Genomic DNA, 21,644 nt, shown 5'->3' with positions numbered 1-21,644 from the left:
CCATTCAGGTAACAAAATCGAGCAAAAGTAATCATTTCCTAAGAAAATCACGCTGTTTCAACACAAAAACCGGCAGGAAAAAGAAGATACCGATGACGGACATCACCAGTCCGCCAATGGTACCCGCCGCCAATGGAAACCAGAAAGCCTCCTTGTCCTCACCTATCATGAAAGGGATAAATCCCAGAATGGTAGAAACTACCGTGAGGAAAATAGGAACGACCTTCGCATTCCACGCCTTGACGTAGGCACGAAGAGCGGAAAGACGGGGGAAACGACGTCGGATGCTGTTGTACTCGTTCAGGACATAGATGCTGGCATTCACCGTGATGCCGCACAGCAGGACGAACGAGGCAAAACCGCCCTGGTCGAAGTTCAGCCGGAACCAATAGAAAGTAAGAAATACCCCGATATAAGAAACCGGAATCACAAAGATGATGGCAAGCGGCTGCTTCAGGGAGTTGAACAGAACGCTGGTCGTAAAGAAGATGATGGCTATCACCACCAGCAGAAGCAGGTATTGGCGGTTGTCCTTCTCGCCCCATGACCAACTGTTGCTGTCCGACTCGGCTGTATAACCCATCGGCAACAGTTTGTTGAACTCCTCCAGGTCACGTTTCTGTATCTTGTTGCCCATCTCATTGGAGCCGATATATTCGTATTGCAGGCAGAGGCGGTACTGCTGGTTTTCTTTGGCAATCTCCTGCGGCATCTGTCCCTTTTCCACAGTAGCCAGTTCGGAAAGTTTGTAATGCTTGCCGTTTCCTACTCCATAGGGAAAGAACTGCATTGCCCAGATGTCATATTCGGCAGACTGGCGGGAAGAGAGCTTGATTTTCTCCGTTCCCTGCTCGGCCGCTACCGAGCCAATCTCCAGATTCTTGCCGAAGATGGGGCGCACCGCAGAGAAAAGCACTTGCGCGTCGATGCCCTCTTGCGCCATGCGCTCCTTGTTCAGGTTGAAGTAGAATTCCTGATAGTCATCCTTCCACCAGGAGAACTCCGAATTGATGAGCACTTCCTTGATACGCCGGTGCGTCAGCAGCTTGGCCTTCAGCTTCTCCGCCCACTCATAGAGTTCGTCGTAGTTGTAGCCGTACATCCTGATGCGGTAGGAGCCGGCACTCTCGCGGACGTCATTACTGAACCCCTGGTCCTGCAATCCGTAGATGCCCCAGCTGCCGCCTCCCAGTTCCAGTGCCTTGCTTATCATATTGGCTTTCAGTGTATAGGGAAAACCGCTGTTCCGGGCTTCCTTCTTAAAATAAATCTGCATACTGGCACGCCGGGGGCTGTAAATGGAAGTATGAAACTGCCTGATTTCCTTGAACCGGCTGAGGTAGGTCTCCATACGTTTCATCAAAGTGTTCATCTGCTCGAGGGTGCTGCCATTGGGAAGGTTGGCGTTGGCATAGAGCACCACCTCCTCATTACGGGTGAAGTAACTGCCTTCGTACACCTTCTGTATGAAAAGCCGCAAGCTGCCGCCCAGCGCCTTGTCCACAACGGGTTTCACCGACTCCTTATAGGTATCCGAACCGAATACCTTATTGTAAGCAGCTTCCCATTTTCCCCCTCCTTCCAGTTTGCCGGGCAACAGAAAAACGGGCAGACCGAAACCCAACAGTAACAGCAGGCATACAGCCCAGCGCCAACGGCACAGAAAACGGATGAGAGCAGAGTAACAGCAGGAGAAATAAACGGGGAAACGTCTGAAAATCCGTCCCAACCTTGTTTTGAATGTTTGCGTCAGCCCCGGCAAGACAAGACGCCTCTTCTTCCCCGTAATCCGCCTCACCAGTCCTATCTTCTCAATCATCGACGGAACAAAGAACAATGCCACCATCAAGGAAACAGCCAGATTGATGATCACTACCGCTGCAAAGTCCTGCAGGTTGAGCCGTATCTTCTCGTCAAGGAAGAAAATGATAACAAGCGCACCCATCGTAGTGAGGGTTGCCGCCAACACCGACAGGAAGGCCTTGAGATTACGCCGATGCAGAATGTGGTCGGTCATGACAATGGTGCTGTCTATCACCAGATTCAGCGAGACAGTGATACCCGCCAGCGAATAAAGCTGCATCTCAAGTCCGAAGAGGTAGTAGAAGATAAGTGCCACCGCTATATTTACAGCCAGGCTGGTAACTATCAGAAAAAGATATTTCAACTTACGAGTAATGAGCCATACGAATACAAGCAGGATGAGTACCGTCAAACCGGTACGGAAGTAAATCTTGTCCAGTTCTTCCCGTATGTACTCGGTCGCATCATAGCTGGTATGCACTTCATATCCGACAGGAAGTACCTGCCGAACAGCTTCCATCTCGTCCATCACGGCACGGTTCAGTTGCAACTGGTTGGCAGTTTCTTCCGCAGTAATGGATAGATAGACGGAATTCAGCCCATTGATGCGGTAATAGCTTTGCGGCTCCTCCTCCATACGGACAGCCGACACCAGTTCGTCCAAGCGGAGCAGTTTCCCGTCGGTAGCCGTCACGGTGATGGCAGCAGGATTAAAACCAAGGGAGTTGCTCTCCGGCACCAGTGCCAGGCGTATCCATTCCCGGCTACCGTTACCTGTATCCACATTGTGCGTACCCAGAAATTCCTTCCGGTAATGCCGCTGTACTGCCTCGCTGATGTCCGACAGTGCCACACCCAGCAAGCGCAACTGTTCACTGTCATATTCCAGTCTCCACTCCATGGGCGTGGCACCGCTGAGTTCCACCTTATAGATACTCGGAATATTTGCCAGCCGCGGCTTGATATGCTCCTCGGCATACTGCTGAATCAATATCGGGGTGGAGGGGGCGTTCAGGGTGAAGGACATGAAGGGGCGTGAGGCGTTCTCGTCGGGCACTTTCATGTGAATGGTGGGATAGCTGACACCTTCGGGCAATTGGGGCCACGTCTGCCGGATGATGGTGGAAGCTTCGAAGCGGACTGCCTCGACATCGGCATGCTTGTCCAGCTCCACAGTAATGTTGCCGTAGCCGTTGCCCGAGGTGGAGTTCAGCCGCTTCACTCCGCGGATACGCGCCAGCATGGATTCCAGCTTGCTGGTCACTTCCATCTCCACCACCCGCGACGAAGTGCCAGGCATGCTGAAACCCACCGTGAAGCCGGGCAGGCTGCGTGACGGATTCAGCTTGACGGGGAGCAGCGGTATCAACGCCACCCCTACCAAAGCAAGGCAGACAAACGCCACTATGACGGTGAAGGAAGAAACTCGTTTCATCAGTTATTATAATCAAATTTTTCCGACAGCGAAAATCCGCTGGCAAAGTCGTGCAACGTCAGTTTCCGTATCTTGTAATAATTCAGCCAGTAGTCCTGCAAGGCGGAGATGTAATTGCGTTGCGCTTCCTGCTGGCGGTTCAGCGAGAGGGTCAGGCTGTTGATGTCTGCCTTGCCGATAATGAAGCGCTGGCGGGTTTCGTTATACGCCAGGATGGCAAGGTCGAGGGCCTCTTCGGCACTGGCGACGAGGGCTTGCTGGACGTTGAAGTCGCTGACGGTCATGATAACCTCCTCCTCAATGCTGATTTCACTTTGCCTGGCAGAAGTCTTCACCACGTTCAGATTGTTCCTCGCCATGTTGTATTTGCCTTTCCTCACGCCCCAGTCCACCAGTGGAATGGAGACACTGACCGACACCATCTCCTGCTGCATGGGATGCCTGTATGCTTCACCGAATTTCTCTGCCACCTGGTTGAAGCCGACGCTGGCGTTGATGCTGGCGTTGAAGCGCGATTCCTTCTTCGTCTTGTCTACTGTCTGCTCGGCTTCCAGCACTTCCTGACGAAGCCCCAGAAATTCCGGATTGTTGGCTTGAGCGGCCAGCAAAGCCTCATCAACCGGTATGGTCAGCGCCCTCGGACGTCCCGGAAGCGACACCCTGATATCCGTGTTCTTCTCCATATTCAGGAAAGATGCCAACGAAAACATGGCGCGCTTCAAGGCACTGGCGGCATTCTGCAAAGTATTGCGGGCGTTCACCACGTCGAGTTTCAGCGTCAGCAGGTCGGCACGGCTGATGGCGGCTATTTTCAAGCGCTGCATGCCGATGCGGTAGAGGGTATCGGTGGAGACGGCATTGTCCTTGGCCAAGTCATATTCCGCCTGTGCCATGGCAAGCGCAAAGAAATAGGTAGTGGCCTGCTCGGACACCCGCTCTGCATTGTAGATATACTCCTTCTTCACCTTCTCGTACTTCAGCGGCTCAATCCTGCGTTCCCAACGGAAAGGATTGTAACCGACCAGACTCTGCGAGTAGCCCAGACGAACCGGAACACTGGTGAACTGGGTATACTTGTTTCCACCGAAGCTCCGCATATAGCCCAGCTCCGTATCCAGATAGAACGTACCGCCCGTCAAGTCGAAATTCTGTCTGACGGCAAGATTGCCGTATGCATAGAAGGATTGCTGGCTGCGATAGATGTCAAGGTCCTGTTCGGAGTCGTAACGCTTGGTGATATCGCGGTTGTACTGTGCCGGAGTCATGTTCAGCGTCAGGCTGGGAAGGCGGTTTGCCTTATAGGTGCGGTATTCCCAATAACCGGCCAGATACATGTTCTTGGTGCGGAAGGCTTCCAGCGAACTGTCATTCGCCAGGGCAATGGTCTGCTGCAAATCGAGCGTTATCCGCTGTTGGGCAAAAGCGGAAAGGGCTCCCAGACTGAACAAAAGTATAAGACTTAATTTCTTCATGCTCTTTCTTTTCTATAAATAAACCAATATATCAACGGGATGATGAACAGACTGACCAGTGTTCCTACAGACATAGCCCCAATCATCGCTATGGAAAGCGGCTTCTGCAGCTCCGAGCCCATGTCGAACGAGAACAGCAGCGGAACCATAGCGAAAATGGTGGTGAGCGATGTCATGATGATGGGCCGGAGCCTTCTGCGCCCCGCCTCGTGGATGGCCTCGAGCAACGGCATACCAGCCCTCCGTAATTCATTAATGGCATCCAGCTTCAGGATGGAGTCGTTGATGATGATACCGCACGTCACTATCAGTCCGATGGCAGACATCAGGTTCAAGGTATGTCCGCATATCCACAACAGAAGCAGGGCAAACGCCACATCTATCGGGATTTCCAGCAGCACGATGAGCGGCTGCACGAAGCTTTCGAACTGGGCGGCAAGAATGAAATACATCAGCATGATAGAGATGAAAAGAATCACCACCAACTCGTCCAGCATCTGGCGGTTGGAGAAGAAACTGCCGGAAAAGGCCGTATCCCAGTCACCCGTGGCATCCGCCTCCCGCTTCACCTTTTCCATCAACTCCGGAGCATCGTCCACTTCATAGAAACGGAACGGTATATATTCACCGTTGCGTCCTGCCGTAATCGTTTTCAAATCCTCGGCCGGACGCACCTTTACCAGCTCCCGAAGCGGAATATGCTCCACTTCGCCCTTACTGTCCGGACGGGTCTGTATCAATGTCTGCTGCAGCACCTCATTCACTGTCCGCTCCTCGCCCACAATGCTGATAGGCAGGTATTGCTGGTAGGAATGGAGCATAGCTACGCTGTTCTCCTTGAATGCCGTCCGCAGCGTACGGTAAAGCTCGTCATACGAAACGTCATAGAGCAACAGCCTTTCCTGCAGGATGCTTATGTCGAGCTGGTTCTCGAAAGCGATACCTACGGGCGCTGTCCCCGTAAGCTCCGCAAACTGTTGTTCCAGTCCGCGCAATTCTTCCGCCGCCGGCGCCTTCTCCTTATTGCGGGCATAAAGTTCCGCCACCACATCGGCCTCCCCGGTCACGAAAAGCTTCTCGAACACGGTTTCGGGTGGAGAAAAGGAGACTGTCGCCAACGGATATTCCCGTGTCAGCCACTCACCCGCCTGTTTCTGCAAGGGAGCAATCCCGTCAGGCGAGGAAGTCTTGAAATACAATTCCGCCTCCGAAGAAGAAAGAGCCTGCTCACGGTTCAGCAGATAGTCCTGCTGGCCTATGGCAGCCGTCTGTTCCACAGTCTTGTCCAACAACTGTCCGAACAGCACATTCACACGATGCCGGTTCTCGTCCACATGTATGTTTTCGTTCCATTCCACGTGGACTATCAGTTCATTCTGGTCTATCTGCGGCATACGCTCCTTGCCGACGGAATAGAACAGAAAGACACAAAGAGGTATAGAAACCACACAGAATACGCTACTTACCGTCTTGTGGGAGAATACCCAGTCGATGCCCGCATCATAAAAACGGTCCAGCGTATGTTCCTTCAACGGATTGTTGATACGGATGCGGGAGAACCACGACCTGCCGCGCAACCCCGTCCGGTAGACCAGCATATAGAGGACCGGCAGCAGCATGATACCCGTGAAGTAGGAAACCAGCAACCCCACCGTAACAGAGAATGCCTGGTCGTAGAACAACGCCCCTGCAATGCCGCTCATAAATATCAGCGGCACAAATACGGCAATAGTGGTCAGCGACGAACTCAGCATGGGCGTCACCACCTCACTCGTTCCCGTCACGCAAGCCCGCCGCAACGAATAGCCCCGTTCGCGATACTGCGAAATATTCTCCGTCACAATGATGCTGCTGTCAATCATCATACCCAACGCCAGGATTAATCCCGACAAAGAAATGATATTGAGTGACATCTTGAACAAGTAGAAGAACAGGAAGCAGATGACAATAGATACCACCATACTCAACCCGATGATGAACGGTGATTTGATGTCACCCAAGAAGAGTACCGCCACAATGCAGATGAACAGGAAACCCAACGACAAATTTTGCTGAAGATTGGAGATGGTATAGTCCAGCAACTCCGTCTGGTTACGGCTGATGCTAAAATCAATGTCGGGATATACTTTCTTGAAGTAGTCCATCGTGCTGTTGATGGCAAGCTTCATGTCTTCCATATTCTCGTCCGCCTGCTTGATGACGGCAAGGGTAACGGCACGCTTGCCATTGCTCATGGAGACACCTTTCTCCTTGGCAGGAACAATCTCTACCCGGCAGAAGTCTCCCAGGCGGATGATACGTCCTTCCTTTCGCAGCAGGATGCCCTTCACGTCCTCCTCTGTCCGCAGCAGGGTGGAGAACTTAATGTTGTATTCGTAGTAGCCGTCGCGCACGGTCATGCTGCCCGGCTCCACGTTGTTTTGCGCCAGCACGTTTTCTATGTCTTCAATGGAGAGCCCCAACACAGCAAGCTTATCCGGGTCGGGCACAATCTGTAACTGGCGTTCGACCAAACCCGTGACATCCACCATTGCCACTTCCGCCAACTGCTCGATGCGACGCTTTATGACATTTTCGGCAAACTCGCACAAATCAAGAAACGCGCGTTCGTCCACCTTGCCGTATGCACTGTCGCTTTTTAGGGTCAGATTGAGGTAGAAGACAGGAATGTCCGTCGCACTTGCCTTTATCACCTTCGGGCGTTCGGCATCCTTGGGCAGATAGTTCATGGCGGCGTCAATCTTCTCGTTCACTTCTATGAAGGCAAGGTCGGTATTCGTACCGAAGTCGAAGCCCAGGCGGATGATGCCTGCACCATCGCGCGTCTCGCTGTCCATGTCCTTCAGTTTCGCCACCTGGATGAGCTGCTGCCGCAGAGGTTTCACCACCGTATTCTCTAATTCACGCGCCGAGGTATTCTGCGCCGACACCTGCACTGTAATTTCCGGGATGGCAATATCGGGCAGCAAGGATACCGGCAAGGTGAAGTAAGTCACCAGCCCGACAATGAAGCATGCTGTAAATGCCATCAGTACGGCAATAGGCCGCTGTATCAAAAACTTTATCAATTGAACTATGAATTTTGAATTACCACTTATCACTCATTATCTATCAACCACCTTCACCGGTGCTTCATGTGCCAGATTCACATTTCCCGTCACAATGACCGTATCGCCCTCTTTCAGGGCATCGTCGGCCATACTATAGCTTTCCGCATTCTCCAGACCGGTCTGCACATAGTTCCACTGCGCCTTTCCGTCTTTCAGGGTAAACACCACCTGCTTGCCCGAACGCAACACCACGGCACTCTTCGGGATTACAAGCTGTCCGCCCAGAGAGCGGTGCACGTTCACCCTCACGTTCATCCCACTGAACAGCCGTCCCTTGCCATTGACGGTAGCCTTCACCTTAACCATCCCCTTGTCATCCACCAGAGGATTGATTTGGGTGATGCGCCCCTCCTGTCTGGAACCGGCATCCGAATAAGGGGTAACAATCACCTTGTCGCCACTCTTTATCAACGGCAGTTCGCTTTCCAGCACCGTGAAGTCCACCTCCATACCTTGAGTGCCGATAATGGAGCAGAAGGCTTCCGAGGTACTTGCCTCGTTGAACGGTTTGGAGAACAGGTTCGCCACTACCCCGTCAAAAGGCGCAACCAGCGTGGCGTGTTCCTCTTCATACGCGGCAAGCTCATACTGGGCGAGGCTCTGGTCGTAACCGCTCCTCACGCGGGCCAGCTTCATGATGTCAGCAGGTACTTTGGAGGCATCCCCCACCGGATAGCCTTGCCCTATCAATACATCCTGCAGCTCAAGTTCCGCTTTTTCCAAGGCATCCTTGGCCTGCGCGGTCTTGTTCTTCAGGCGGAACTTATCCAGTTCGGCAAGTTTCTGCCCTTTGCGCACCGGGTCACCGTTCTTCACGTAGATGTGTGCCACTACACCGGTGGTCTCAAAACGCAAATCCGCCATGGCACCGGCGGTTACTTTTCCGTTGCTCACCAGTTCATGCTCAAAGGTCGCCCGCTTCAGGACTTTCACGGTCACTTCATTGCTTTCACTTGGCAGGACGGTTGCCACCCCTTCCTCGGACTCTTTTCCCTTTCCGGCATCGGAGCAGGCGGCAAGCAGGGCAACGGCCATGCATAGCAGGTATCGATAGTTCTGTGTCTTCATATTCATACTCAATTATAAATTGATAAAATTAATCGTTTCAAAAAAACGAACCGATATTTGCATGTGGACACTTTTTTCATAGCACTTTAGCAATTAGTTCACTCATTATTAACACTTTCCGTTTTTATTCATCTTTTTTAATATGGACAAAAATAAGCTGAATCTTTTTTATTTCCTCCCTCATCTGTCGTATTGCCGTAGAATGCACTTTCGGCTCTTTCGTCAATACCATCCACTTCATTTTTTCAAACTTGTCCGGTTGCCTGAAGCTTGGTTCCGCATAAAGCTTCGCAAGCAGATAATAGGGATAAATACGTCCCGGCAAACGATGGGTGGAACGGATAAACCAGTCTTCCGCTGACAAGCAATCACCCATCTGCTGATAGTTCTTGCCTATCACATTCAGTATCATGGGGTCACAACTACGCTGTAAAGCTTCTTTCAAAATACGGTTGGATTTACTGAACTGCTGCTGCTTGTGCAATCCATGCCCATATTCGAACAAGAAAGATGCCCGGTCCCTCAACAGAGGATAAAGGCGCCCGTACTCTTTCTCTGCCGATTGATACGCACCTGCATTATACAGCACCCGCGCATTCATCCACTCCCGACAGGCCTGCTCCACTTGCAAGTCATTCTTCAGGCGAAAACCGCCAATGATGCCTACTGATACAGCCAGCCCCAACCATTGCCAACGGTCGGCACCGGACAAGCACGCCACAAGCAATCCTCCAAATGTAACGATAAATACCGGAAGTTGTAGCGGATAGGAGGAAAAAGAGAATATCATCAAAGAAAGAATAGCCCCACAGATACCATAACGTCCTTTACGGACTCCCCTATACAAACACAGCACGACCACAACCAATAGACATACCGCCAAAGGAATGCCCAGTTCGACCGCAGCCTGCAGATATTCATTGAATGCATATTCCGGACTTCCCGCCACACGTTCCTCCCACGGTTCATAATCACCTGCTGCAAAATAAGTTTCCTGCGCATTTCCATAGGCTGCTGCGAAATTATGAATCCCATATCCGGTCAACGGCTTTTCTGCAATGGCACGACAAGTTATCTTCCACATGAAAAGACGGCCACGTGCAGAATCGGGTTTCAAGACAAACAGTAAATAGCCCGCCAATAGCAAGACACAGAATCCACCGACCACTACCATCACCACACGCTGCTTTTGCTGCTGCCATAATAATCTGAACTTATCCGTCCAATCCATATGCCAAGCATATACACACAGACAGGAAACTCCTGCCGCCAACCATGCCGAACGGCTCATTCCTGCCGGAAGCACACAAAAGATAAGCAGCATCACACCACCGGCAACAACACGTCCCCCCCTCCTGCCACAAACCAGCCATTGATACAAACATACCGGAAGTATCATAGCCAAATAGCCCGAATAAGGTCCCGGATTGAAGAAAGAACCCGTCAAGGCGTACATAGAGTGACCGGAAGTTGCAAAGCCATAGAGTTGGCGCAACCCTAAAATAGCTTCAGATCCTCCCAACACAACCAATACCCAGGAAATCACAGAATCCAAACTTATAAAATCCCCTTTAGACTTAAAGATAAGCGCCGATAGAATACATCCAGCCAACAAGAAGGACGCCTTGTCGAACCAGACCCACTGCCCGACAGTTTCAGCAGGAAGTAACCCTGAAGAAGCTACGCATACCATTGACAATAAAACCAGAACAGCCATCCAAAGCACAGTCCAAGTAACGACAGCCTTTATTTGCCTTATTCTATTTTCTTCCATACCCGTTCCCATTTTATACTTCCTGACATATCATCCTTCGATTTCCAAATGCGTAGAGCCCTGCCTACAATAAAAGGTTCAGGCAACAATCCCCAATAGCGTGAGTCTTTCGAGTTCTCCATCTTGTCACCGGATACGAAATAATAATTCTCACGGAAACAGTATCTGCTTATAACACTGTCTCCTAACAATACAGTATCCCTCCTGAACGTCAGTTTCTCCTTCTGTTCCCATTCTATCAGATTTCTATAAAGCATCCGGTTCAGTGAATCCATCTCTACTACACTTCCTTTAGCCGGTATGTACAATGGTCCAAATTCGGCAATGCTCCAGCCCAGTTCTTTATCAAAAGGATAACTTTCAACCACTATTCCCCTATTCACAAATTCCTCGGAGTCAAGTAATTTTTGCAATTTATCTTGTGCAGCAGTATTCCCCAAGTATCCGTCATGCCCTTTCACCCTATAATGGCAGTCCTTGATTTCCAAAGTGTCTCCCGGAACTGCTATACAACGCTTTACATAATATGACATTACATCAAAGGCAATGCTGTCCCAACTTCCCGGATAAGGAAAATTGAATACAAGCACATCATTCCTCTTGAACTCCCTCCATCCGGGCATACGATGAATCTTAACCTCTTTCCTTTCCAATGCGGCAAACACATCGAACAGCCTCGCTCCTTTTGAGCACTTATCAACCAGAATATAGTCTCCTGCCAACAAGGAAGGTTCCATCGAATCAGAAGGAATCTTAAAGGAAATGGCAAGCAACAACTGAGCCAACAGTCCCCCAAAAGCCACAAAACACAATCCATTGACTAAATTAATGCCCCAAGCCAACAACTTACGCAAGAATAAATTATTCCGAAACCTCATTTCCCAAAATTTGATATGAAAACCTGCTTTCCGTTCTCAATCCGAAATACTTGCTCCTCTTTGCCACGTGTGATGTCATGAAGATAAAAAAGTGCGCCCCTAGGCATGTTGTCATACACCAAAAAAGTATCGGTAGCCTTTTTCTGTCCCAACGAAATCCATCCATCTTTTCCCCCATGATAAAACAACTCATAAACATCGCCTATACGGACAAAATTATCATCATTTCTGGGCATATACATCAATTCATTGAAACATATCTCCTTACCAAAATCAATCACCATAGAAGCACCTCCCTTTTTAGGTAAATAGTAAGTAAGCACGTCACCGTCAATAATATTATCTATTTTAAGATACTTATTTTCCGAAACATCTCCTTCTATTTTCAGAGGATTCACCTTCACTCCATCATAACTGAAAGACAACTCGGCCAATTCAATACGTATATCTTTTGGCGTAGAGAACCTAACATACCGTCCTTTCACCGGTTCTGGCAAATGTATAAAAGTACGGTTGGTATGTGGGGTATCGCAAATACAATAAAATGGTTCATTCCCTGAAAAATCTTTTCTATTTGACACCTCAAATTTACTGCCTACCATGATATTGAAACAGTATCTAATCCAGTCAAAGAAAGCAGCTTTTCTTTTTAAAACGACAGTATCCTTTACAGACAAATCAGGAATGTAAGGATGTGCCTCCTTACCGTCAAAGAAAAAGGGATAACCTATGGGCTTATAGGTTGAATTCTCATAAGCAAGAGGCATATATATCATTTTAGCCTCTATATTATTGAAAGTCGCTTTTCCTTTCCTCAATTTAGCTATATCCACTCCCTCTCCTGCCGTTTGCGGACGAAATACTCCCAAATATACATAGTCGTCTTCTACATCACTTAAATCCAACACCAAATCATCTTTAAAATAATCTTCAGAAACATCCTTCACAAAACAATGTCTGAACAAGGGAGGTATCTCATCTTTCACACTCAGAAACTTCAGTTTCTCTTTTTGTAGACCATAACAATAGCGAAATACCTTCCCTATCCTTCTTCCGTCCACGTCCCACTTAAATTTAGCCACATGGAAAGAGTTTATATTAACAAAATTTCCCAAAGAATCTCTCACTACATCCCAGATATGGCCCATTCGGGATTCCGATTCAAAGAAATACACGTCTGCTGTGGCCGGAATTCCTAATGAGCGCAAAACATAAAGTCCAAAATCACACATGTCCACACATTTTCCGGCCCGATGCTCCAATAGGAAAAGAGCACCCATATGAGGTGAATCAAAGTCATTATTAAACCGAAATCCCCTTTCCCTCAGGTTCTCCATAACAACCTTCGTGGCTTCCATTACATCTGTTCCTATATAAACAGAGTCCAATAAAAACGAGAATTCCTCGCTGTATACACTCCGCCAGTCTTCAAGCGTTTCATCACCGATACGATAAGGAAGAATCAATTCACAGAAATCATCAAAGGAAAGATCTTTATTCCAAGGCCTTTTCTTCCAGACCACAAAGGCTTGATCTATATTACGAATCAGATAATCAGCAGTTATAACATGAATATCATACTCTTTATTCATCATCGAAGCCGGATATTTCTCCCATTTTGCTACTTGACTACTATCAATGATACCAAAAGAATCCGTAGTTGCTTTCCAATATCTCAACGTATCTATCAGCCACCCTTTGTAACTGTAACATTTAGGCATATTCTCAATCAAAAAGCAAGCTGCTTTATATTTCTCCCCACTATCTTTATAGTGGATAAGTACCTTTTCTAACTCGCCCCGATTACTCCCAGCCAGTTCAAGCGCTTTACTCAAACGATGGTTGTTCACACAAGAGCAAAGAAGCAATAATGTAAACAACCACACAGATTTCCTCATACCTTATTAATTTTCGTTTTTACTTTTTTAAACACTCACTGTGCATTACCAGAAACCGTAAGTATTATCGGAGATGACTCCGAATTACAATGTATTCTTACTGTTTTACTAAAATGTTCAGGATGTTCTGCCTTATAAATAATAGACAAATTCAAATCCATTCCCGGACGAACCGGCTCTTTAGAGTACTCTACAGAAATACAGCCACAAGACGTATCCACCCCTTCTATTGCCAACAGTTTATCGCCTACATTTTTCATGATAAAAGTAACCTTCTGTTCTTTTTGCCAGTCGAAATTCCCCATAGATGTCGAAACTTTATCCACATCAACAATTGTTTGAACAACATTGTCTTCATCATCAGATTTTACTTCTCTGCCTTGTATAATCTTCAAATAGAGCTCTCTTACTTTCAAATTATGGATAGGATTACCCATAGCTACAACTCTATTATCATTATCCAACAAAAAAGTTTGAAATGCCATATCAGCAGGAAAATGATTCAACTTATTCAAGTTGTCTCCTTCATCAATACAAATCGGATGTTTAAACCTTTCCACCCGTAAAGTTTGATATATCTCCATTCCATTTTTAGGACACAAGAAAAAAAGGAACTGTACCGTATGAGGTCGTATAGAATCGACTACGGTGATAAACTTTTCCCATTCAGCAAGTTTCAATTTACAACTGGTACAACCCGTAGAATCAATATAAGTCAATATTTTATATGTGTTTTGAATGGGATATTCTACCGTATCTTTTCCTTGAATCGTAAAAACCGACCTAGCAGGCAAACTCAATTCTTTTCCTATCCATTTCTGTAACAAAGAAAAAGATTTGTCTTTATTGGATTTTCCACATGAAGCAAATACCACAAAACCTAAGATTATTATTATAAAATTCTTCATAAGTTATCATTTATAAACTACCTTCAATCAATTATCTAATAAATCCATCTTGAAGAATCGTGTACTTTCATAATCAGAGCAACTTCCACAAAGAATATTTCTCTCTTCATCTACAAATATATCATTGATAAGCACACTGAAACGATATTTAGCGACCAAATTCCCTTCCCAATCCAAAACCAACAAATTGCAATGCGGAAGCAAAGGCCCCGCACCCAACTGATTCGGATTTATCAAATAAATATACCTATCCGTTACAAACGGGCAACTAAAATGCCAATACTGCTCTGAAGGGCGAGCGGGAACTACCTTGTAATTTCCCAGCCCACCTTCCAGAAAGACGTCATGCCGCAAATTTTCATTCCGATCATAGATCCGGATACGTCTCAAAGAAGCGTAAGTAACCACAAAAGCACTCCTATCCGGTTTCATCATCAGATAATGATAATAAGCCGATTTAAAGCTTTCCAAATTCTTAAAACGAATATCATTTTCCGGATAATTCCCCCCTGAGACATCTCTTCCCGTCTGAATATCTGTCACATGATATTCAGACACTCCCGGATGTTTTCTCCTATCTGCATATATATACACCCCGGGATTCAACTCTTGCACCGTCCCAATATTTTCACTTACTTTATCAATAACAAAAGAAGATGTTTTACACAAGGAATCACTTTTCAAGGTATAGGCATCCACTTCTCCTCCCGATTCAAGATACAAACAATCTTTTCCTTGAGAAACAGAAAAACGACCGGGAAGCACCATTTTCTTTATGAATTTTAAATCGGGGTAATCATAGATTCCTACTTCTTCATATCCCCCAAAAGCAATCACCCGATTGTTGATTCTATTCATCCGAGCGGGACGTACCAATTCTTCTGCCGGATATGTCTTAATAGGAAGCATTGTATCTATAGGAAAATGTTCTTTATAGACGACAGCCACAGCATTACGCTGTTCCCCACAAGCCACACAAAGAAGTAGTGCAACGCAAATAACGATTAAATGCCCTATCTTATAATTCATATTTCACCAAGACAAAATCCGGATTCACCCCTATGGCATACAACGTATTACTCTGTTCTTCAGAAGCTATACGCATTACGGGAATGCCCAAATCAACAATCTTCACTAAATTTCCATCATAATCATACAAGAAAACAGTATGAGGGCATTTGCTTGCATCCCTTCCCACTGTAGATTCATCCGTATCATCCTTTCTACGGTCTCGTTGCAATGTAATAATAAAATCCTTGCTCATACAAAGTCCCCGGACACCTTTTACCCTGCGGTCAAAAATCACCTCATTGTTCCGAATCTCGTATTCGTCACCATCTGTTCTCCATTCCCACACTAATGAAAATTCATCCTCACCCTGCTGATACAATGCTAAATAAGGGAAATCATAACAAGAACAGACAAATACTCCACGAGATGCATTATATCCTCTCTCTCCCCCTAAATATTGTTTCACCTGCGGAATGGGATAATTGCCAAACGAAGAAGCCTGACCATGCAATAGAGTTTCAAAACAATGTTCCGCACCAGCATCCGCAACTCCAATATACACATTCTTGGCATATTCAGCCATGGCAGGACGTGATAACCGTTCCTCTTCCGTCATAGGAATAAACGCATCTTTACTTTGCGACAAGCTATCAAGAGACAAGAAGCCACGCGTCTTTCCATTAGCATCCACGGCAAAAAAACGATTGTCGATACATGAGCCATTTATACCTCCTGTGATAAATTCACGCGGACCTTCTCCTACCTTTCCCATCACTCCCACTTTACGACCAGTTTCTTTTTCGTGCACATGTACAAAATAGTCGCGCGCAAAAGGGTCCTCCCACACCAAAAAATCACCGGCTACGCGTAAGGTTCCCGGCATGGTAGTTGCTATTTCATCATCCAGCAACTCATAAGTTGCACTCACATATTCTACATTCAGTTTTTTCTCATTTGCACAGCCATACAAGAAAAAAAATATAAGCAAATAATAATATGTTTTCATTATATACTATTTTTTATTAGCGAGCACCGCAAAATAGTTACATGATCCAACGAATTTTATAAATATTCTACAGTGCTCTATCATTTTATGTCTTTAAGCAGCCATTAGGCTGTCAAATTCCACTAATAATGACAATTCTTTCGAGTTTCACAACTATTTTTACCATTAGCATACGCATATGTATGATGTACATTAAAGCAAACACAACATTCTCTATCCCAACTGGGGTCACAACCTGGATTCGATATTTCACTACCTGCCAACGCTTCCACATTCGCCAACATCAAATCAGACATAGTTTCCGATTGTTGGTTAGCATAAACACCGTATCCTGCCACTGCCGCAAATGCTGCAACAAAAGCTATTTTCATTATCTTTTTCATTGTTTTCTTTGTTTTTCTTAATCAATAATATTTTGTTTTGTCTTCCATATCTATCCTTTCAATGGGAAAGCAAACATTTTGCTTATTCAATCCAAATCCTTATCTTTGCCTCGACCTCCTTTCTGGGTGGGTTATGGAACGGACGGCTCATCATGCACCAACAAGACGTTTGCCGTCCGTTCCTCTCCATTCCTATTTATATTTTTCTTTTATTTCATTGTATACTCTATTATCGGTTCATCCTTGTTCACATCCGTAGCAAGAATCGTCCCTTTTTGCTCATTTACAGAGATGCCATAGATACAATGGTCGAGTACATATTTACAGAGAGGTTCCCCCTTCAAGTTGAATACATAAATATATTGTCCCCCATCCACTTGGATGCCTTTCCGTGCATTCTGGGCTATTTCTTTAAAAGAGCGTCCATGAAAGACGGCATAAATGGCACTGTCCGTCACTTGCACATCGCTGAATCCCATGATACCCGTAGGAATGCCATAACCTTCTGACAATTTGAATTCCGGCTCGCCATGAGGCCCGATGCGTACCACGTGCGTGCTGTCTTTCAAATTAAAGACTTCAAGCACTTCGCCCAGTTGGGTGACCGCCGCCAGCACTCCGTTTCGGGGATTGTAATCGATGAAGCTGCGCCATGCCTGCGCCAATGCAGGACGAGCATGCTTCATGGCATCCTCATTGGAAGAAGGGATTGCCCCCATTTTATACAACAGTCCGCCTTGCCTGTTCACCCAGCAAAAACGGTTGTCTCCCGAATAATCGGGAATAATAAAGGTAGAATCATCCATCATCACAAAGTCCAAAGCACGGAGAATGTCTTTATCCAGGTTCACTGCTTCTTGACGAAACAGTGAATCACCGGATAAATCACAACCAAACCGAGTTAATTCAGACTTGTTGGCATCAAGAGACCACAAAGATTCCCCATACCACCGGATATTTTCGACAGAAATCTGCTCATCGGGAGATTCTCCCCGCTTGCCGAAAGAGGATATGTAGTGAAATTCCGGATAACTAAAAGCATGACAGAAACAGTCTGTCCCATGCAAATCCATCACCACAGCCATATCTCCCTGCACCCGAATACGGAAAGGATAACGGAACAAAGCAGTATCCAGCGGAATAACTGTTCCTTTCAGTTCCCGCGTTTGCGGGAAATCAGCACAAAACATCCCGTTACTGTGTGGAGTAGAGGTACAAGCTACTAAAATAATGAACAAGAACAATATGTTAATAAAGTTCTTCAAGGCTACCTACTCATTACAGCCCAAACCTTAACATGATTAATCGGACAATCCACAGATCCGGTACCACGACAGTAGATATTTGTACCCGTTTCACCGGATGCCAAAGCATCTATATTCTCCAACATTAGACTTCCTAAATCATTTTTTCCTGCATTCAATTGAAAAGAGATTGTAACTACTGCAACCAAAAACAAGCTGATAAATAAAATTTTCTTTTTCATCCTTTTACTATTCTTTATATTAATAGTTTTGTTTCTAAACGATGGTGCGAAGTACCGAAAAAGAAAAGAAACTACCAAATTTCAAGTCTGACAAAGTCTGACAAGCACTTATTTTAGGCTTTGTCAGGCCTTGTCAGATGAAAGATTCCATCATTCATTCAAGGATTTTTCCGATGAAATGGGGCTTTTTAGTTGATAACAAAGATTTTTATTTTCTATCCGCCAATCAGAAACTTCGGACAGGGCTTTTCGTAATCTTGTTATTACAGTATGTACATTTCCCGGTGTTACTGAACCGTCCGGCCACAATAGTTCCATAATTCCATTGACTGACAACCTATAATCTTCCGCATCCAAGAAGGCTTGCAGTAGTCTTGCAAGAGTTGCCGTCAACTTCACCCTATGGTCTACTCTATACAACACACCGGAATCGGCATCAAAAAACAAATCATCTTCCAACCGATAAACAAGCGCCTCACTCCTATCTACTACAATCATTGGTATTTCTTTCTCCACAAATATCGGGACTGGGGTTTCTACCGTCACCTCTTTGACAAAGAAACGACAATAAATCTTTACAATGTATTCTTGCAGAAAAAACAGCAGAAAGCAACAAAGAGCAAGAGCGCACAAAAGAATCTTATCCTTAACTGTAAAAACGTTCAACCAAGAATAATACAAATATCCCGTCACACCAATTTCGCACCTATAGCCCAAATAACAAGACATAAGACTATCCGGTTTTAACATATAAAGGGAATCATCCGAAAAAGTATAAGTTTCACGTTCATCCCAATCAGCCACAGATATACGTACTACCGTTTTACCAAAATAGTTCATTTCTTCCAGTAAGCGATACCATATCCTATTCAACGAATCAGCCTGCAAAGGACTCTTATACAACACATAAGAATATGACGCTCGCATATCTGAAGAGCGTTCTATATTATGGGAATGCTTTTCATAAGGGATAAAAAAGTCTTTTACCCCATATTCACTTTCTATACGTACTTTTATCGGTTCCTTCTTAATATCAATGGAATTATCTGGTAATCTAATATTTCCTGACGAACTGAAATACACGTCAACTTCATTCCTTTTCTGCAACTCTTCTCCCAAAGCCATACGAAAAGCACTCCGTGCCTGCGTTTCCCAGAACTCCATTCGGTTTTGATACAAGAACCATCCAGTAATTACTGCTACAATAACCCCTATAGCAACGTATATCAATAGCATTTGTCGTCTCTCCCTTTTCTCGTCCATGTGGTGTGTCTAATATTAATCCGCCTCAAAGTTAAGCATTTTTTTACAAGGGACACCAATCTTAATCATCTTCTTACCATGCTCGCCTGATAAGAAATGGTAAGATACCATTGCGCAGCAGATAAAATACTTGAAGAAAAACGAGAAAACCATAAAAATATGGCATAAGCATACTTACAAGAGTTTCTAATCAGCTTTAGCTATTTTCCACCCACCAATCGTCCGCGTGGCACTGTCAAAATTCACGCCAATCTTGACCACACGCCTGCCGTCCGCCCGGTAAGGGATGGCATACTGCTTGCTGTCAATCTGAGCCAACGCCTCTTCCGGGGTACCGTCGTATTTGAACTCGAAGACATAAACGACATCCTGCAACTGCACCACCACATCCGCACGGCCTACGGAACTCTTCACTTCCGACTCCACATATTGCCCCATCAACCGGAACAGCAAATAGAAAATGGTCTGATAATGCTTTTCGGTCTTGTTCTCCAAATCATTGGGAATGGAGGCAAAGAAGGAACGGGTACGCTCCAGGCAGCTCTCCACATCACCCTTCATCAAGTCGCGAAGGAAAGAGACGACGTAGAAGGTGTTGTTCTGGGCAGGCAAGTGCACGTAAGAGGGAAGCAGGGATTCAATGAACCCTTTACGGACCTCACCGTTGGGATAGGCCAAACGATAGATTTGGAAATTACGGTCATAGCCCTTAATGGTCAGATAACCGCTCTGGTAGAGCACCGGGATGGGACTCGTTATCTGTTCCGTAGGCGCATCAAACTGCTCATCGGTAGCCTCAACACCTTCCAGCGCACGCACATCGAAGTCTGCATGGCGCAGAATATCTATCAGGAAAGTAGGCGTGCCCGTGGAGAACCAATAGTTCTTGTATTCTTTGGAATTGAAAGCATTGAACAGGCTGAACGGGTTGTAAATATCCGCACAAGCCTTACTGAAATGATAACCGTCATATTGCCGCTTCAAATGCAAGCATGCCTCCTCGTAAGTCTCATCATTAGCCTCGGCCATCCGCTCAATATCGGGTTTCAACTGCGTCAGCAGTTCCTCCTCGGTGATGCCGCAGAGGGCACTGAAGTCATCGCGCATACTGATATTTTGCAAATTGTTCAGTTCGCTGAAGATGCTCAGCTGGCTGAACTTGCTGATACCCGTGATAAAAAGAAAACGGAGATATTGCCCCAGCCCCTTGAGAGGACTGAAGAACTTGCGCATCTCGTTGCGAAGCTGTTGTTGCAAAAGGGCATCGGAATTACTGTCAAGCAGAGGAGCATCGTACTCGTCAATCAGCACTACAACCGGCTTTCCGGTCTTGGCGTAGGCACGCAGGATGATGCCTTGCAGACGCTCTGCCGCCCCCTCTTCCTCTTCCTTTTTTCCGTAAATTTCTTCCCAACGAGATAAAAACAAATTCAATTGCCCCGTCAAGTCACGCAGCTCAGTATATTTCGTCAAGCTGAAATCAACGTGCAGCACCGGGCAAACCTCCCATTCCTGCTCCAGACGTTCCATAGCCAGCCCTTCGAAAAGTTCCTTTTTCCCCTGGAAATAGGCCTCCAGCGTAGACACGAGCAAGCTTTTGCCAAACCGACGGGGGCGGCTGAAGAAATAAATTTGGTCTGTATTCACCAATTTGTACACCAGCTCCGTCTTATCCACATACACACAATTCCGCGTACGCAGTTGCTCAAAATTCTGTATCCCTATCGGATAGCGTCTGCCACTCAATTCCATAGCTGCTACTGTTTAAATTACAAGTATGACAAAGATAGCACATATTCCGCAAAAAAGAAAGCACGCCCATGGCTTTTTCATCACAAGCCCTCACTGCAAACCTACTGCACATCTTTTGCAGTAACACTGCAAAGGCGTTGCAGTAGCACTGCAAAACAGTTGCAGTGGCACTGCATCTATGTTGCAGCGGCACTGCAAAAACGATGCACTGGTTTTGCAGTGAGTATTTGGTATCTTTAACATTGGCACCCAAAGCCTTACAGCGGAGCAGAGCCCGTTTTCATCACATAACGCCCTGTCCTGAAAACAGTCAACCAAAATCAGGAGAACAAAAAGGGTGAGGGCAAAATTTGCCCTCACCCTTTTAAATTGCTCTCACTCACCCCTGAAACACCGA

15 protein-coding genes are annotated in these 21,644 nt (G+C 46.2%); all 15 read right to left on the bottom strand.

What is annotated here, in order from left to right; genetic code table 11:
- Positions 1 to 31: 31 nt before the first annotated feature.
- Positions 32 to 3,238, bottom strand: a complete 3,207-nt coding sequence (locus DWY55_RS05880; RefSeq protein WP_117877882.1) for an efflux RND transporter permease subunit — start codon at positions 3,236 to 3,238, stop codon at positions 32 to 34.
- Positions 3,238 to 4,710: a TolC family protein gene (locus tag DWY55_RS05875; protein ID WP_005823863.1), complete on the bottom strand. Its 1,473-nt coding sequence runs from the start codon at positions 4,708 to 4,710 to the stop codon at positions 3,238 to 3,240. Before DWY55_RS05875 ends, DWY55_RS05880 begins: the two co-directional genes overlap by 1 nt.
- Positions 4,707 to 7,778 carry an efflux RND transporter permease subunit gene (locus DWY55_RS05870; protein ID WP_117877880.1) on the bottom strand — a complete coding sequence of 1,024 codons (3,072 nt, stop codon included), beginning with the start codon at positions 7,776 to 7,778 and terminating at the stop codon, positions 4,707 to 4,709. Before DWY55_RS05870 ends, DWY55_RS05875 begins: the two co-directional genes overlap by 4 nt.
- Positions 7,779 to 7,814: 36 nt before the next feature.
- On the bottom strand, positions 7,815 to 8,888 hold the full coding sequence (locus tag DWY55_RS05865) for an efflux RND transporter periplasmic adaptor subunit (protein WP_034525355.1): 1,074 nt from the start codon (positions 8,886 to 8,888) through the stop codon (positions 7,815 to 7,817).
- Between the two features lie 124 nt (positions 8,889 to 9,012).
- On the bottom strand, positions 9,013 to 10,662 hold the full coding sequence (locus tag DWY55_RS05860) for an O-antigen ligase family protein (protein ID WP_374937450.1): 1,650 nt from the start codon (positions 10,660 to 10,662) through the stop codon (positions 9,013 to 9,015).
- The gene (gene lepB, locus DWY55_RS05855; protein WP_117877878.1) at positions 10,644 to 11,540 is read right to left on the bottom strand and encodes a signal peptidase I; all 897 of its coding nucleotides are present in this window, start codon (positions 11,538 to 11,540) and stop codon (positions 10,644 to 10,646) included. Before lepB ends, DWY55_RS05860 begins: the two co-directional genes overlap by 19 nt.
- Positions 11,537 to 13,375: a hypothetical protein gene (locus tag DWY55_RS05850; protein WP_057256522.1), complete on the bottom strand. Its 1,839-nt coding sequence runs from the start codon at positions 13,373 to 13,375 to the stop codon at positions 11,537 to 11,539. The genes lepB and DWY55_RS05850 overlap by 4 nt, the downstream gene beginning before the upstream one ends.
- Before the next feature lie 98 nt (positions 13,376 to 13,473).
- The gene (locus DWY55_RS05845; protein ID WP_117877876.1) at positions 13,474 to 14,346 is read right to left on the bottom strand and encodes a DUF1573 domain-containing protein; all 873 of its coding nucleotides are present in this window, start codon (positions 14,344 to 14,346) and stop codon (positions 13,474 to 13,476) included.
- A 27-nt stretch (positions 14,347 to 14,373) separates the two neighbouring features.
- On the bottom strand, positions 14,374 to 15,375 hold the full coding sequence (locus DWY55_RS05840) for a hypothetical protein (RefSeq protein WP_133303482.1): 1,002 nt from the start codon (positions 15,373 to 15,375) through the stop codon (positions 14,374 to 14,376).
- Positions 15,365 to 16,363, bottom strand: a complete 999-nt coding sequence (locus DWY55_RS05835; RefSeq protein ID WP_057256525.1) for a hypothetical protein — start codon at positions 16,361 to 16,363, stop codon at positions 15,365 to 15,367. The genes DWY55_RS05840 and DWY55_RS05835 overlap by 11 nt, the downstream gene beginning before the upstream one ends.
- A gap of 122 nt (positions 16,364 to 16,485) precedes the next feature.
- The gene (locus DWY55_RS05830; RefSeq protein ID WP_081028992.1) at positions 16,486 to 16,746 is read right to left on the bottom strand and encodes an NVEALA domain-containing protein; all 261 of its coding nucleotides are present in this window, start codon (positions 16,744 to 16,746) and stop codon (positions 16,486 to 16,488) included.
- 209 nt (positions 16,747 to 16,955) lie between these two features.
- Complete coding sequence (locus DWY55_RS05820) at positions 16,956 to 17,984, bottom strand: BF3164 family lipoprotein (protein ID WP_057256538.1); 1,029 nt, start codon at positions 17,982 to 17,984, stop codon at positions 16,956 to 16,958.
- A 29-nt stretch (positions 17,985 to 18,013) separates the two neighbouring features.
- Positions 18,014 to 18,232, bottom strand: coding sequence for an NVEALA domain-containing protein (locus DWY55_RS05815; protein ID WP_057256539.1), 219 nt, complete (start codon positions 18,230 to 18,232; stop codon positions 18,014 to 18,016).
- Between the two features lie 150 nt (positions 18,233 to 18,382).
- The gene (locus DWY55_RS05810) at positions 18,383 to 19,495 is read right to left on the bottom strand and encodes a transcriptional regulator (protein ID WP_229077931.1); all 1,113 of its coding nucleotides are present in this window, start codon (positions 19,493 to 19,495) and stop codon (positions 18,383 to 18,385) included.
- 186 nt (positions 19,496 to 19,681) lie between these two features.
- A complete protein-coding gene (locus tag DWY55_RS05805; protein ID WP_008665600.1) occupies positions 19,682 to 21,247 on the bottom strand; it encodes an ATP-binding protein in 1,566 nt (521 codons plus the stop codon).
- Positions 21,248 to 21,644: the final 397 nt, after the last annotated feature.

This window comes from Bacteroides sp. AF25-38AC (assembly GCF_003602995.1).
Classification (GTDB): Bacteria; Bacteroidota; Bacteroidia; order Bacteroidales; family Bacteroidaceae; genus Bacteroides; species Bacteroides uniformis.
The sequence above is the reverse complement of the archived record's forward strand: the minus strand, read 5'-3'. Positions and strand labels throughout refer to the sequence as shown.

Bases quoted from the DNA above. Each gene is read 5' to 3' on its own strand.
- lepB (WP_117877878.1), bottom strand. From the start codon at position 11,540: ATGAGGTTTCGGAATAATTTATTCTTGCGTAAGTTGTTGGCTTGGGGC.
- DWY55_RS05830 (WP_081028992.1), bottom strand. From the start codon at position 16,746: ATGAAAAAGATAATGAAAATAGCTTTTGTTGCAGCATTTGCGGCAGTG.
- DWY55_RS05835 (WP_057256525.1), bottom strand. From the start codon at position 16,363: ATGAAAACATATTATTATTTGCTTATATTTTTTTTCTTGTATGGCTGT.
- DWY55_RS05815 (WP_057256539.1), bottom strand. From the start codon at position 18,232: ATGAAAAAGAAAATTTTATTTATCAGCTTGTTTTTGGTTGCAGTAGTT.
- DWY55_RS05845 (WP_117877876.1), bottom strand. From the start codon at position 14,346: ATGAAGAATTTTATAATAATAATCTTAGGTTTTGTGGTATTTGCTTCA.
- DWY55_RS05840 (WP_133303482.1), bottom strand. From the start codon at position 15,375: ATGAATTATAAGATAGGGCATTTAATCGTTATTTGCGTTGCACTACTT.
- DWY55_RS05875 (WP_005823863.1), bottom strand. From the start codon at position 4,710: ATGAAGAAATTAAGTCTTATACTTTTGTTCAGTCTGGGAGCCCTTTCC.
- DWY55_RS05860 (WP_374937450.1), bottom strand. From the start codon at position 10,662: ATGGAAGAAAATAGAATAAGGCAAATAAAGGCTGTCGTTACTTGGACT.
- DWY55_RS05865 (WP_034525355.1), bottom strand. From the start codon at position 8,888: ATGAAGACACAGAACTATCGATACCTGCTATGCATGGCCGTTGCCCTG.
- DWY55_RS05805 (WP_008665600.1), bottom strand. From the start codon at position 21,247: ATGGAATTGAGTGGCAGACGCTATCCGATAGGGATACAGAATTTTGAG.
- DWY55_RS05810 (WP_229077931.1), bottom strand. From the start codon at position 19,495: ATGGACGAGAAAAGGGAGAGACGACAAATGCTATTGATATACGTTGCT.
- DWY55_RS05880 (WP_117877882.1), bottom strand. From the start codon at position 3,238: ATGAAACGAGTTTCTTCCTTCACCGTCATAGTGGCGTTTGTCTGCCTT.